Origin of the sequence: Pseudomonas sp. ok272, from assembly GCF_900109995.1 — a bacterium.
GTDB lineage: Bacteria > Pseudomonadota > Gammaproteobacteria > Pseudomonadales > Pseudomonadaceae > Aquipseudomonas.
The window spans coordinates 1-14350 of record NZ_FOCB01000001.1; the positions used below are offsets into that span (position 1 = coordinate 1).

11 protein-coding genes are annotated in these 14350 nt (G+C 62.2%); 3 read left to right on the top strand and 8 right to left on the bottom strand.

Features of this window, described 5'->3' with window-relative positions:
- Positions 1-64 precede the first annotated feature (64 nt).
- Positions 65-2590, bottom strand: coding sequence for a PepSY domain-containing protein (locus BMW74_RS00005; RefSeq protein WP_093413388.1), 2526 nt, complete (start codon positions 2588-2590; stop codon positions 65-67).
- 431 nt (positions 2591-3021) lie between these two features.
- The gene (locus BMW74_RS00010) at positions 3022-5373 is read right to left on the bottom strand and encodes a TonB-dependent receptor (protein WP_093411788.1); all 2352 of its coding nucleotides are present in this window, start codon (positions 5371-5373) and stop codon (positions 3022-3024) included.
- 207 nt (positions 5374-5580) lie between these two features.
- Here BMW74_RS00010 and BMW74_RS00015 point away from each other — a divergent pair, with 207 nt between their 5' ends.
- Positions 5581-6261 carry a Fe2+-dependent dioxygenase gene (locus BMW74_RS00015; RefSeq protein WP_093411791.1) on the top strand — a complete coding sequence of 227 codons (681 nt, stop codon included), beginning with the start codon at positions 5581-5583 and terminating at the stop codon, positions 6259-6261.
- Between the two features lie 3 nt (positions 6262-6264).
- Positions 6265-7008: a tetratricopeptide repeat protein gene (locus BMW74_RS00020; protein WP_093411794.1), complete on the top strand. Its 744-nt coding sequence runs from the start codon at positions 6265-6267 to the stop codon at positions 7006-7008.
- A 133-nt stretch (positions 7009-7141) separates the two neighbouring features.
- Here the strand turns inward: BMW74_RS00020 and BMW74_RS00025 are convergent, their stop codons facing one another.
- From BMW74_RS00025 to BMW74_RS00045, 6 genes are all read right to left on the bottom strand, one after another.
- Positions 7142-8305 (bottom strand): type III PLP-dependent enzyme, encoded by a 1164-nt coding sequence (locus tag BMW74_RS00025; RefSeq protein WP_093411796.1) that lies wholly within the window; start codon positions 8303-8305, stop codon positions 7142-7144.
- 421 nt (positions 8306-8726) lie between these two features.
- Positions 8727-8897, bottom strand: coding sequence for a hypothetical protein (locus tag BMW74_RS25125; protein ID WP_175479130.1), 171 nt, complete (start codon positions 8895-8897; stop codon positions 8727-8729).
- Positions 8898-8943: 46 nt separating this feature from the next.
- Positions 8944-10098: an osmoprotectant ABC transporter ATP-binding protein OsmV gene (locus tag BMW74_RS00030; protein WP_093411799.1), complete on the bottom strand. Its 1155-nt coding sequence runs from the start codon at positions 10096-10098 to the stop codon at positions 8944-8946.
- On the bottom strand, positions 10095-10748 hold the full coding sequence (locus BMW74_RS00035; protein ID WP_093411802.1) for an ABC transporter permease: 654 nt from the start codon (positions 10746-10748) through the stop codon (positions 10095-10097). The genes BMW74_RS00030 and BMW74_RS00035 overlap by 4 nt, the downstream gene beginning before the upstream one ends.
- Positions 10749-10760: 12 nt before the next feature.
- Complete coding sequence (locus BMW74_RS00040; RefSeq protein WP_093411805.1) at positions 10761-11654, bottom strand: glycine betaine ABC transporter substrate-binding protein; 894 nt, start codon at positions 11652-11654, stop codon at positions 10761-10763.
- 20 nt (positions 11655-11674) lie between these two features.
- Complete coding sequence (locus BMW74_RS00045) at positions 11675-12391, bottom strand: ABC transporter permease (protein ID WP_093411807.1); 717 nt, start codon at positions 12389-12391, stop codon at positions 11675-11677.
- A 332-nt stretch (positions 12392-12723) separates the two neighbouring features.
- On the opposite strand from BMW74_RS00045, the gene BMW74_RS00050 reads away from it, so the two are divergent.
- Positions 12724-14307, top strand: coding sequence for a peptide chain release factor 3 (locus BMW74_RS00050; RefSeq protein WP_093411808.1), 1584 nt, complete (start codon positions 12724-12726; stop codon positions 14305-14307).
- The last annotated feature ends 43 nt before the right edge of the window (positions 14308-14350 follow it).

The window sequence follows — 14350 nt, forward strand, 5'->3', positions numbered from 1 at the left end:
ATCCCCCAATCAGTCCCCTCGCCCCTTTGGGGAGAGGGTTAGGGTGAGGGGGACGATCATGCCGTCAGTACACATCCCGCCGATAACGTCCCTGCTCGATCAAGCGCTCGACCGCCTCGTGGCCCAGCACGTCGTTGAGCACCTGATCCACCCCCGCCGCCATCCCTTGCAGGCTGCCGCAGATGTAGATCGCCGCGCCGTCGGCCAGCCATTGCTGGAGTTCGCTGGCGTGTTCACGCAGGCGATCCTGCACGTAGACCTTGTCGGCCTGGTCGCGGGAGAACGCCAGGTCCAGCCGCTCCAGATCCCCTTCGATCAGCCAGCTTTGCAGTTCGTCCCGGCACAGGAAGTCGTGCTCGCGGTTGCGTTCGCCGAACAGCAGCCAGTGCCGCGTCTGGCCGTCGGCAATGCGCGCCTTGAGCAGGCTGCGCAGGCCGGCGAGGCCGGTGCCGTTGCCCAGCAGGATCATCGGCACCGGCGTGGCGGGCAGATGGAAGCCGCTGTTGCGCTGTACCCGCAGGCTGATCTTCGACCCCAGCGCCGCGTGTTCGGTCAGCCAGCCGGAGCCGACACCCAGGCTGCCGTCGGTGTGGCGTTCCTGGCGCACGATCAGTTCGAGTAGGCCGTCGGCGGCAATCGAGGCAATGGAGTATTCGCGCATGGCCAGCGGTACCAGCGCATCCACCAGCGCCTGGGCGTGGAGGCCGACCAGATGGGTTTGGTTCTGCGGCAGCTGACGGCTGGCCAGGGCCTGTTCGAGGGTTTCCAGCAGGCCATCGACCTGCACCGGCGTGTCACCGCGAATGCCCAGGCCTTCGAGGACGTGATCGATGGCCGACAGGCCGTTGCGTGGCAGCACTTGCACCAGGTCGCCCGCCAGCCAACTGCGGGTGTCGGGTGGCGTGAGGCCCAGCAGGTACACCTCGGAACCGGCGCTGCCGGGGTTCAACAGCTCGCGCTTGCTCAGGGTCCAGTGGCTGTAGTCCGGGGCTTTCCAGGTGTCGACCGGTGCCTGTCCGGTCAGTTGTCCCAGTTGTTGCTGCCAATGCCCCAGGGCATAGGGATCACCGCCATCGACCTCGACCGGGGCAAACAGCGTGGTGCCGCCGTGTTCCTTGAGCCAGGCGTGCAGGCGCCGGGCGAAGCCGCAGAAGTGCTGATACTGGCGGTCTCCCAGGCCCAGCACCGCGTAGTTCAGGCGCGGTAGCGAGGCCGCGCGGCCCAGTACCTTGCGTTCGAACGCGCGCGCACTGTCCGGCGCTTCGCCGTCGCCAAAGGTGCTGACCACGAACAGTGCATGGCTTGAGTCACGCAGGTCCTGTTCGCTCACGGCGGCCAATGGCTGAACCTTGACCGGCACGCCGGCCGTCTGCAATTGGCTGGCGGTCTGCCAGGCCAGTTGCTCGGCGAAACCGCTCTGGCTGGCGAAGCCGATCAACCACGCCGGGGCATCACTGGTGGTGGGTGCCAGGTCCTTGCGGGCGTCCTTGATCTGACGCTTCTTGCGGCGTCGGTCCAGGTACAGCAGCCAACCAGTGATGAAGAACAACGGCATCAGCACCGACGCGATCATCAGCACGATGCGCCCCGCGAGGCCGAAGTAACTGCCGACGTGCAGCGCATAGACACTGGTCAGCAATTGGGCCTTGAAGCTTTTGTCGCTGTAGCGGTCGTGACGCTTGATCACGCCGGTGGCCGGGTCGAGGCTGATCTGGTTCAGCGCCCGCTCATGGGGCGAGTCGCTGAGCAGGTAGAACACGGTCGCCGGTTGCCCGGCCACCGGCGGCATCCGCACGTTGTAGGCACTCAGCTTGGGACCGGCGACGCTGTAGAGGCTGCTCCAGATCGCGTTGTAGTCGGCGGTCGGCGCGGGGCCGGCCGGTGCACCTCGGCCCTGGCGCATGCGCTCGGCGTGCGGCGCATCCGACAGCAACCTGGTCAGGCCCTTGTTGTACCACTCGTAGGACCAGTACAAACCGGTCAACGCCGCCAACAGGTAAACCAGCAGACACCAGGTGCCAGCCACGGAGTGCAGGTCCCAGTTGAAATTGCGGCCTTTTTTCTTCCAGTCCAGGGTCAGCCAGGCGCGCCAGCTTCGCCATTGGCGCGGCCAACGCAGGTACAGCCCCGAGAGGCAGAAGAAGATCAGGATGAGGGTGCAGGCGCCGGTGATTTGCCGGCCCAGGTCGCCCATCGCCAGGAAGCGGTGCAGTTTGAGCATCAGCCCGAAGAAGTCCTGGCCGACGGCTTCACCCATGAACTCGCCGGTGTACGGGTTGACGTAGCGCATCTGGCCACGGCGTTCGCCCGGTGGCGGGGTGAAGGCCACGCGGGCGGCGAAGCCGGTGTCGATGTCGACCCAGAGCATGGCGACCTTCTTGCCTTCAAGGGATTCGGCCTTGGCCACCAGGTCGGCGGGGGGCAGGACGCCAGCGGGGAGTTTCTCCACTTGCAGGACCGTGGGGTTGAGCGCCCGCAGGATCTCGTCCTGGAACGACACGGCCGCACCGGTGATGCCCATCAAGGCCAGCACCAGCCCGGCAGTGATACCGAAGAACCAATGCAACTGGAACAGGGTTTTCTTCAACACAGCAACCGCCTTGCTCATCTAAAGAGGTGTTCCACGGCGCGCATTATGCCGTGAGTTGTCGAGAAAGATTCTTTTTTACAGTCAAAAGCCCCGTTCATCGAGATGAGCGGGGCTGGCAGTTGAGCGTTTGAACACCGCAGTCCTGTGGGAGCAACTGTCTTCGCCATGCCGCTCGTCACCGCCATCGCGAGCAGGAATCTGGGTTGAGCCCGTAGGAGCGAGGCTTGCCCTAATGCCAGTCAGTTAAGGCGCCAAACCTGTGGGAGCGAGCCTGCTCGCGAAGACGGCAACACAGCCAACATCTCCGTTGACTGACCTACTGCTATCGCGAGCAGGCTCGCTCCCACGTGGGTTTCGCTTAACTGACTGGCATTAAGGCTTGCCCGCTCCCACAGGGTTCATCTACTCACTGATGGGTATCGCCACGCCTATCAGAAGTGGAAGTTGGTACTCAGCAATGCCGTGCGGCCCGCCGCCTGGTTGGCGAAGTGGGTCGAGAACGCCTTGTCGTAGTAGGTTTCGTCGGTCAGGTTCTGCACGTTGAGCTGCAGGTCGATGTTTTTGGTCAGCTTGTAGGCCGCCATCGCATCGTAGCGAACGTAGGCGTCGACCATGGTGGTGTTGGCCACGCTGCCGAATACTTCATCGACGTAGAACGCACCGCCACCGACGGTCAGCTTCGGCGTGACCTGGTAAGTGGTCCACACACTGGCGCTGTTGCGCGGGGTGTTCGGCAGTTGGTTGCCATCGGTGGCGCTGGCCATTGGGCCGCCGTCGACCTGCTCGCTGTCCATGTAGACGTAGCCGGCAAACACTTGCCATTTCTCGGTGAGCTTGCCAGTGGCCGACAGCTCGATCCCTTGGACGCGGGTCTTGCCGGCGTTTTCGTAAGAGGTGGTGTCGACCTGCACGCGGGCGTTTTCCTTCTCGGTGCGAAAGAGGTCAGCGGTCAGCGACAGACGATCATTCAACAGGTCCCACTTGGTGCCGATCTCGTAGTTCTTGGTGGTTTCCGGCTCCATGTCGCTGCTCAGCAGGTTTTTGCTGCGATCGACGGTGCCGCCCAGTGGGTTGCCGTCCATGCCTTCGCCCAGGGAGTTGCCCGGTGGGGTGGCGGAGGTGGCGTAGGAGGCATAGATGCTGCCGTTTTCAGCGGGTTTGTAGACCACGCCGAACTGCCCGGTGACGAACTCGCTGGTGTCCTTGCCCTTGGCTTCGACGCCTGTGGCGCCGGGGGTGGTCGGCTTGTTGACCAGGGTCGAGCCGTCCGCGTTGTAGCTGCGGTAGTCGGTGGTGAAGTGGTCGTAGCGCAGGCCCATGTTCAGCAGCCATTGTTGCGACAGTTCCAGGGTGTCGAACACATACAGCGCGTAGGTGTCGGCCTTGGTCTCGGTGCCGGCGTAGTTGCGCGAGATAGCGCCATTCCATGGGTCGCTCGGCGTCGGGTTGGACAGCGAGGTGCAGTTGTAGCCGCTTGGCGCGCCGATGATCGAGGGCTTGCACTTGTTGGTGTTCAGACCGGTGTTGGTGTTGACGTTGTACCCGGACTTCTCGCTTTCTTCGTGGGTGTACTCGATACCGGTGGAGAAGCTGTTCTTGAAGCCGGCGATGTACACGTCACCAAACAGATCAGTCTGGTTGGTGGTGGTGTCGGTGTTGCTGACACGGGTGTTGGCGCGACGCCACACGCTGCCATTGTTGACGTTGGCCTGGCTGTCGTCCGGCTGGGTCAGGATGTAGTCCTGCATGCTGCTGCCGTGACGCAGGGTGTTCTTGAGGGTCAGCGCGTCGTTGAGGTCGTGCTCGATGGCGAAGGTCGCGGTGTCGGTACGGGTCTTGCGGAAGTCGCGGTCGGTCAGGCCGTAGAAGTTGCTGTCGCTGCCGCCGCCGGTGGTTGGCTTGTCCGGGTTGTGCGGGTTGCGGTCGGTCGATTTGCCCGAGGCTGGCATCGAGTACGGGATGCCCGAGTCCGGTAGGTCGTTGCTTTCCAGGTGGTAGTAATCGAGGTTGACGCGGGTGTCGGTGCCCAGGCCGAAGGCCAGGGACGGAGCGACGCCCCAGCGGTCGTAGTTGATGCTGTCACGGCCGGCGACGTTGCTTTCGTGGCTCATCAGGTTCAGGCGGCCTGCGGCGGTGTCGCTGAACTGGTAGTTGCTGTCCAGGGTGTAGCGCTGGGTCTGGTCGGAACCCCAGGTGAAGCCACCGTCGAACGAGTCGCCCAGGTGGGCCTTCTTGCTCACCAGGTTGATGCTGCCGCCCGCTGCGCCACGCCCGCCGATGGCTGAGTTCGGGCCTTTGCTGACTTCAATCGATTCAACGGCGAAGATTTCGCGGCTCTGCGAACCGGTGTCGCGTACACCGTCCAGGTAGGTGTCGCCCTGGGCATCGAAGCCCCGGATGAACGGACGGTCGCCCTGGGGGTTGCCGCCTTCGCCGGCACCAAAGGTGATGCCTGGCACGGTGCGCAGCGCGTCCTGCATGTTCAGGGCGCCGGTGTCCTTGAGGACTTGTTGCGGGATCACGGTCACCGAGCGCGGGGTATCGATCAGCGGTGCGGTGTACTTGGGGGAAGAGGCCTTCTCTACCTGGTAGGAGGTCGCGTCCTGGGCTTCACCGGTCACGCTGGTGGCGTCCAGTGCAATGGCACTGCCCGGCTTCTTGGTGTCGGTGCTTTCGGCAGCGAACACCATGTGGCCAGCGGAGCCGGCGGTGATCGCGACGCCAATCGCAGAAGCGAGCAGGCGCGGTGAACTGACGGGTGATGGTTGTAGTTGGCGTGTCATGGTGAATTCCCCTCCCCAAGGATTTGAGGCGGCGAAATATAGTGTAACCGCGTATTTGTATCAATTGCGAAATATTGCTATTTGCACTTAATTTACATTCTTTACAATTTATCCTTACGGTTTTTACGTCCTCATTCGTTATGCCGGTTTTACATACTCAATAAGAATCAATATCATTGCGTTCCATTCCTTTTCAGGTATCACCCCATGCTGCTGCATATTCCCGGCTTGTTCTCCCGTGAAGAGGTGCAGCGCATCCGTGAGGCCCTGGAACAGGCCGATTGGGCGGACGGTAAAATCACCGCCGGGTATCAGTCGGCCAAGGCCAAGCACAACCTGCAACTGCCCGAAGGCCATCCGCTGGCCCAGGAAATCGGCGCCGCGATGCTGGAGCGCCTGTGGAAAAACCCGCGCTTCATGTCCGCGGCGCTGCCACACAAGGTGTTCCCGCCGTTGCTCAACTGCTACACCGCCGGCGGCAGTTTCGACTTCCATATCGACAACGCCGTGCGCCAGCCCAAGGGCAGCATCGAGCGGGTGCGCACCGACCTGTCGTCGACGCTGTTCTTCAGCGACCCGGATGACTACGACGGCGGCGAGTTGGAGATCCAGGACACCTTCGGCACCCAGCGGGTGAAGTTGCCGGCCGGCGACATGGTGCTGTACCCCGGCACCAGCCTGCACAAGGTCAACGCCGTCACCCGCGGCACTCGCTACGCGTCATTCTTCTGGACCCAAAGCCTGGTGCGCGAGGACAGCCAGCGCGCCTTGCTGTTCGAGATGGACGAAGCGATCCAGCAACTGACCCAGGACATGCCCGACCACCCGTCGCTGATCCGCCTGACCGGCACCTACCACAACCTGTTGCGTCGCTGGGTCGAGGTCTAGGCGGTGAGCTTTCGACTGCGGCGCGAAGAAGTCCTCAACGGCGAGCAACTGCGCGCCATGCTTGCCGAAAGCCCCGCCCGCGCGGCCCAGGCGATTCTGCTGGCGGCCAAGGCGGGCATCCTCGACGGCCAGGCATTGCTGGGGCAAATCCTCCTGCAAGGGCAGGGCATCGCCAAGGACGAGGCGCTCGCCCTGCGCTGGTTCCAGATCGCCGCCAACGGCGGGCACCTGATGGCGCACAACATGCTCGGTCGTTGCCATGAGCACGGCTGGGGCTGTGTGTCCGATGCCACGGTCGCGGCCGGGCATTACCGTCACGCTGCCGCCGGTGGCCTGGACTGGGGCTTGTACAACTACGCCAACCTGCTCGCCACCGGGCGCGGAGTGATGGAAGACCACCCGCAGGCACTGGCGTGTTACCGCCGTGCCGCGCACGTGGGGCATGCCAAGTCGATGAACCTGCTGGGCCGCTATTTGGAAGAGGGCCGCTACTGCCCAGTGGACCCCGAAGGGGCGCTTGACTGGTATCGGCGTTCGGCTGCAGGCGGCGACTTTCGTGGCCAGTTCAGTTATGGCGCCTGCTTGTTCGAGCAGGGGCAGTCGGACCAGGCGCTTGTCTGGTTGCACCGGGCGTTGGCAGGCGGCAATCCCCAGTTCTTGCGCAAGGCCGCACACACCTTGCGCCAGGTGGGCTTGCTCGCGTTGGCCGAGGCATACCTTGAGCAGGCACAGGGGTTGAGCGCATAGGCGCACCGCACGGTGGGCGATGAAATAAAAGCTCGCTCACGTTCTGGCGGGCGATGTCATCCAAGCTCGTTTCAGCCGGCATAAAAAAACCCGTGAACAGTCACGGGTTTTTAGTTGGCTTCAAGCGCGCGGCTTAAACGTAGAACGACTTCAGTGGCGGGAAGCCATTGAACTCAACGGCGCTGTAGCTGGTGGTGTAGGCGCCGGTGGACAGCCAGTACAGGCGGTCACCGATGGCCAGGTTCAGCGGCAGGCCGTACTTGTAGTTTTCGTACATGATGTCGGCGCTGTCGCAGGTTGGGCCGGCGATCACCACTTCTTCCATCTCGCCCTTCTTCTCGGTCCAGATCGGGAACTTGATGGCTTCGTCCATGGTTTCGATCAGGCCGGAGAATTTGCCCACGTCGGTGTACACCCAGCGCTCGACGGCGGTGCGCGATTTACGCGCCACCAGCACCACTTCACTGACCAGGATCCCGGCGTTGGCGATCAACGAACGGCCCGGCTCCAGGATGATTTCCGGCAGGTCGTCGCCGAAGTCTTCCTTGAGGAAGCGGATGATTTCCTCGGCGTAGGTTTCCAGGCTGTTGGTGCGGGTGATGTAGTTGGCCGGGAAGCCACCGCCCATGTTGATCAGTTTGAGGACGATGCCGTCTTCTTCTTTCAGGCGTTCGAAGATCACTTTGACCTTGGCGATCGCCGCGTCCCACACGCTGATGTCGCGCTGCTGCGAACCGACGTGGAACGACACACCGTACGGCACCAGGCCCAGGTCGCGGGCGAGGATCAGCAGGTCCATGGCCATGTCGGTCTGGCAGCCGAACTTGCGCGACAGCGGCCAGTCAGCGGTGGTCGAGCCTTCAGTCAGGATGCGCACATAGACCTTGGAGCCCGGCGCGGCCTTGGCGATGTTGCGCAGGTCGGCTTCGGAGTCGGTGGAGTACAGGCGCACGCCCTTCTCATAGAAGTAGCGAATGTCCTTGGACTTCTTGATGGTGTTGCCGTAGCTGATGCGATCGGCGCTGACGCCACGGTCCAGCACTTTGTCCAGCTCGTAGATCGAGGCGATGTCGAAGCTCGAGCCTTTGTCCTTGAGCAGGTCAATGATCTCGACGGCCGGGTTGGCCTTGACCGCGTAGTAAACCTTGGCAAATTCGAAACCGGCGCGCAGGTCGTCGTAGGCCTGGCTGATCATCGCGGTGTCGATCACCACGAACGGGGTTTCTTGCTGGTCGGCGAACGCCTTCATTTTGTCAAAAGTGGCGCGCGCGAAATAGTCTTCGACGTTGATCGACATGCTGGGAACTCCTAAGGGCAAACATCAGTAATCAATGGGTGCAAATGAACGTCCTCCGTATCCCCACTTTGGTTCGCCTACTTCCCAAGGCATGTCGCCGAAAGCAAAAAGGCCATGGGATAAGCTTCCCTTGGCCTTGCTGTCTCGTCGTCAGTACTTGAGCCGGATGGATCGTTTCCAGCATGGACGTTCGGCGCGAACTTTAGGGCGTGAGGGGCTTGAGATCAACAAAAAATGTCGCGTTTTTGCACTTGTCTGACGTGCGTTAAAGACGACGCTCTTTGTAACCGGCACAGATGACAGAAGGATGTTCCCGAAGAACGATGAAGTGTTAAACATACCTGCACGTTCGACACGGATGCATGCTCATTCGCTGGAAACTACGAAGTCGTCAACATCGCCGACGTTGGCGGCGAAAAGCTTAAATGAGGGAGATTTTGGCGGTTGCGGTGGGTGTTTTCGGTGGTGCTTTTAGGGCCCAGGTGTTGATCTTATTTTCCGCCCTGTGAATCACGCCAAAAACGACAAAAGCTGTGGGAGCGAGGCTGCTCGCGATGGCGTTTTCAACGCCAACCTCGAAGTTGGCTGACATTGCGCATTCGCGAGCAGGCTCGCTCCCACGGTTTTACCTTAAGCGATCAGGCCACCGCCTCGGCCGGCGACACGATGTTGGTCTTCATCCCGCGCGAGCGACCGGAGCTCAGATAGGCCGCAATCGACTCCTGGGTCACTTCCCCGAGGAACACCCGCTCGGCATCCATCACCGGCAGCCACGAACGATTGAACTCGTACATGCGCGACAGCAGGATGCGCAAGTGCTCGTCATAGGCCGCCGTGGTGTTGAATTCGCGCAGGTACTGCACGCAAGTGCCGCTCTGGCGATGCAGGTCACGGCGGCGCACGTAGCCCAGGGCCTTGTTGTCGGCGCAGGTGACCACCACATAGCGGCGGTCGAGGTCGTCCATCAGCTCCAGTGCGTCGCTGACCGGGGTCTCGGGGCTGACGGACGGTGCGTTGTCCGCCGCATCCTCGGCCTTGACCAGCAGCAGGCGCTTGAGGGTGCTGTCCTGGCCCACGAAATCGCTGACAAAATCATCCGCCGGGTGCGCCAGCAGCGTGTCCGGGTGGTCGATCTGCAGCAGCTTGCCGGCGCGGAAGATGGCGATCTTGTCGCCCAGCTTGATGGCTTCGTCGATGTCATGGCTGACCATGATCACGGTCTTGTTCAACGCCCGCTGCATCTCGAAGAACTCGTTCTGGATCATCTCGCGGTTGATCGGGTCGACCGCGCCGAAAGGTTCATCCATCAACAACAGCGGTGCGTCGGCGGCCAGGGCGCGGATCACGCCGATGCGTTGCTGCTGGCCACCGGACAATTCCCGGGGATAGCGGTTGAGGTAGTGCTTGGGTTCGAGCTTGATCATGCTCATCAACTCGCGGGCGCGGTCATGGCACTTTTGCTTGTCCCAGCCCAGCAGGCGCGGGACCACGGTGATGTTTTCCTCGATGGTCATGTTGGGGAACAGGCCGATCTGCTGGATCACATAGCCGATGTTGCGGCGCAGGGTCACGGCGTCGAGGTCGGTGGTGTCTTCGCCGTTGATCAGGATCTTGCCCGAGGTCGGTTTGATCAGGCGGTTGATCATTTTCAGCGTGGTGCTTTTGCCGCAGCCGGAGGGGCCGAGGAACACGCAGATTTCGCCTTCATTGACGGTCAGGCTCACATCGTTGACGGCGCTGATGGTCTTGCCGTTGCTTTGAAAGGTCTTGGTCAGGTGTTGAAGTTCGATCATTTGAACAGTCCTCGTGGCGTCAACGAGCGTTGCAGCCATTGCAAAAGAAGGTCGGCGGCGATGGCCAGCAGGCTGACGAACAGGGCGCCAACCAGCAGCATCGACATGTCGCTGCGGCTGATGGCCGCCAGAATCAGTACGCCCAGGCCACCGGCGCCGATGGTCGCGGCAATGGTCATCACCCCGATGTTCATCACCACGGCAGTGCGCACGCCGGCCAGGATCACCGGCACCGCAATCGGCAACTCGACCATGCGCAGGCGCTGGCCGAAGGTCATGCCGATGCCCCGCGCAGCCTCGCGGATACCCGGTTCAACGCCGGTCAGCGCCAGGTAGGTGTTGCGCATGATGGGCAGCAGGGAATAGAGAAACACCGCCGTGATGGCGGGCATTGGCCCCAGGCCCTGGCCGAACTTGGAATAGAACGGTAGCAACAGGCCGAACAGGGCAATCGAGGGGATGGTCAGCAACACCGTGGCGCTGGCTTGCAGCGGGCCGGCGAGCGCGGGGAAGCGGGTCATCAGGATGCCCAGCGGTACGCCAAACACAATTGCCAGGGTCACGGCGACCCCGACCAGGGTGATGTGCTGCCAGGTCAGGTGCAGGACGAGCGGCCAGTCCAGGTGGGAAAAGGCATTGAGAAACTCCAAGACGTGTCCTCCTTAATCCAATGGGTGCTGGCGCAGGAAATCAGCGGCCACCGAGGATGGGCTTTCATGGTTGACGTCGACCCGGGCGTTGAGTTGGCGCATGGTTTCGTCGTCGAACAGGTCGGCCAGCGGCTTGAGCTGTGCCGCCAGTTGCGGGTGAGCGTCGAGGTAGGCCTGGCGCACCACGGGCGCGGCGGTGTAGTCGGGGAAGTAATGCTTGTCGTCTTCGAGCAACTTGAGTTTGAACGCGCTCAGGCGCCCGTCGGTGGTGTAGACCAGCCCGGCAAACACCTGGCCGTTGCGCAGCGCGGTGTAGACCAGGCCGGCGTCCATCTGGCGGATGGTGCGCCGGGTCAGGTCCATGTCATAACGCTCGACCATCCCGGCCAGGCCGTCGGAACGGTTGGCGAACTCGGTGTCCAGCGCCACCAGCGGGTTGTCCTGGCTGGCGTTGCGCAGCACGGTGTTCAGCTCGCTGATGGTGTTGACCTGCGGGTACTCGGCGGCGATGTTGGCGGGCAGCGCCAGGGCGTAGGTGTTGCTGAACTTCGACGGCGCTAGCCAGGCCAGGCCCTTCTTGGCGTCCAGTGCCCTGACCCGCTCCAGCGACTGCTGGCTGTCGAGTTTTTCGGTGACGTGGTTGTAGGCCACCAACGAGACGCCGGTGTATTCCCAGACCATGTCCAGTTGCCCGGTTTCCTGGGCGCTGCGGGCCAGGTTGCTGCCCAGCCCGCCGGTGATCCGGGCGTCATAGCCCTGGGTGCGCAGGTATTGCGCGGTGATTTCCGCCAGCAGGGTTTGTTCGGTGAACACCCGGGCGCCGATGCGAATCAACGGTTTGTCGGCGGCCTGGGTAAATCCTGCGCACAGCAGCAGGCAGCCTAGTAACAAGCTTATCGTTTTCATGGGTCTTCCTTTGCGCAGGCTTAAGACGGGCGCAGGCCGCGTTCCAGCCAGAGGCGGCTGGCCAGGGTCACCAGGCCGTCGAGCAGCAGGGCGAGCAACGCGGTACAGGCTGCGCCGAGCACCAGTTGCGGCTGATTGTTCAAGGCAATGCCAGGAAATATCAGGCTGCCCAGGCTGTTGGCGCCGATCAGGAACGCCAGTGGCGCGGTGCCGACGTTGATCGCCAGCGCCACCCGTACACCGCCGATGATGATCGGCACGGCGTTGGGCAATTCGACTCGCCACAGGACTTGCGTTGGGGTCATGCCAATGCCGACGGCGGCTTCCTTGAGCGAGCCCTGAACATTCTTCAGGCCCTCATAGGTGTTGCGCACGATGGGCAGCAGGGAGGCGAGGAACAGCGCGAAGATGGCGGGGCCACTGCCGATGCCGAGAAACCCCAGGGCGATGGCCAGGACCGCGAGAGGCGGGACGGTGTTACCGATGTTGAAGATTTGCATGAAGCGCTCGGCGCGTCCCACCAGGGATGGGCGGCTAAGCAGGATACCGGCGGGGATGCCCACGATAAGGGCGGCCAGCATGGAGGCGAGGACAAGGATCAGGTGAGCGTGCAGGTAAAACAATAAATCGTCGCGGTACGTGTCGATCGTATTGATGCCGATCCATTGGATCAGCAGGGCCAGGAGAGCGACGACAACCGCACCTCCTATCAGCCCTTTGCCATAGCGGATAGCCACAGGCGGACTCCTTTGTGTTCAGTCGGCGAACAGTGCTTCGTGTGGCTACGCCATGCTTGGCTGCCGAAGCACTGATCGCGAAAAGCAGCTCCATCGATGCCGGCATAAGCGGCATGAAATTGAGCCATGAGCGCAACCTCGTCAGGTGCAACATGCTGATGTTTCAGCCCCTGGCGACCGGTCGTCACAGGGGAGTGGACGTCTCTACAGCCCCAAAGGTTCCCATCTCAGGCAGCATTTGGCCACCCCTAATGTGCTCAACGGTTCGGTTCTTGGGTCAACTTGGGCTATAATCTGCGCCCTTTTTTGAATCACCTGCCAGGCGATTTCCCATGACCAACCAGGCCGCCGAAGTCGCGAAACGCCGCACTTTCGCCATTATTTCCCACCCCGATGCGGGTAAGACCACCATCACCGAGAAGCTGTTGCTGATGGGCAAGGCGATTGCGGTTGCCGGTACGGTGAAGTCTCGCAAATCCGACCGTCATGCCACCTCCGACTGGATGGAAATGGAAAAGCAGCGGGGCATCTCCATTACCACCTCGGTCATGCAGTTCCCGTATCGCGACCACATGATCAACCTGCTCGACACCCCGGGCCACGAAGACTTCTCCGAAGACACCTACCGCACCCTGACGGCGGTCGACTCGGCCTTGATGGTCCTCGACGGCGGTAAGGGTGTAGAGCCACGGACCATCGCCCTGATGGACGTGTGCCGTCTGCGCGACACGCCGATTGTCAGCTTCATCAACAAACTCGACCGTGACATCCGCGACCCGATCGAACTGCTCGACGAAATCGAAGCCGTCCTCAAGATCAAGGCCGCGCCGATCACCTGGCCGATTGGTTGCTACCGCGACTTCAAGGGCGTGTATCACCTGGCCGACGACTACATCATTGTCTACACCGCCGGGCATGGCCACGAACGCACCGATGTGAAAATCATCGAGAAGCTCGACTCCGACGAGGCCCGCGCCCACCTGGGTGACGAGTACGACCGTTTCGTCGATCAGTTGGAGCTGGTGCAGGGCGCTTGCCACACCTTCAATCAACAGGAGTTCCTGGACGGCCAACTGACCCCGGTGTTCTTCGGTACCGCGCTGGGCAACTTCGGCGTCGACCACGTGCTCGACGCCGTGGTGAACTGGGCGCCGAAACCGTTGGCGCGGGTGGCCAACGAGCGCACCGTGGAACCGGTCGAAGAGAAATTCACCGGCTTCGTGTTCAAGATCCAGGCGAACATGGACCCCAAGCACCGCGACCGCATCGCCTTCATGCGCATCTGCTCCGGCCGCTATGAAAAAGGCATGAAGATGCGCCACGTGCGCACCGGCAAGGACGTGCGCATCGGTGACGCCCTGACGTTCTTCTCCTCGGAACGTGAGCAACTGGAAGAAGCCTACGCCGGCGACATCATCGGCCTGCACAACCACGGCACCATCCAGATCGGTGACACCTTCACCGAGGGCGAGGCCCTGGGCTTCACCGGCATCCCGCACTTCGCCCCGGAACTGTTCCGCCGCGTACGCCTCAAGGACCCGCTCAAGTCCAAGCAACTGCGCCAGGGCTTGCAGCAACTGGCCGAAGAGGGCGCGACCCAGGTGTTCTTCCCGACGCGCAGCAACGACATCATCCTCGGCGCCGTCGGTGTGCTGCAGTTCGATGTGGTCGCCAGCCGCTTGAAAGAGGAATACAAGGTCGAGTGCGCCTACGAGCCGATCACCGTGTGGTCTGCGCGCTGGATCGATTGCAGCGATAAGAAGAAGCTCGAAGAGTTCAGCGTCAAGGCCGTGGAAAACCTCGCCATCGACGGTGGCGGGCACCTGACCTACCTGGCCCCGACCCGGGTCAACCTGGCGCTGATGGAAGAGCGCTGGCCGGACGTGAAGTTCCGCGCCACGCGTGAGCATCATTAAGCGCTGAGTGAGTCACACCCAAAACCCCGTAGGCGTGAGCCGC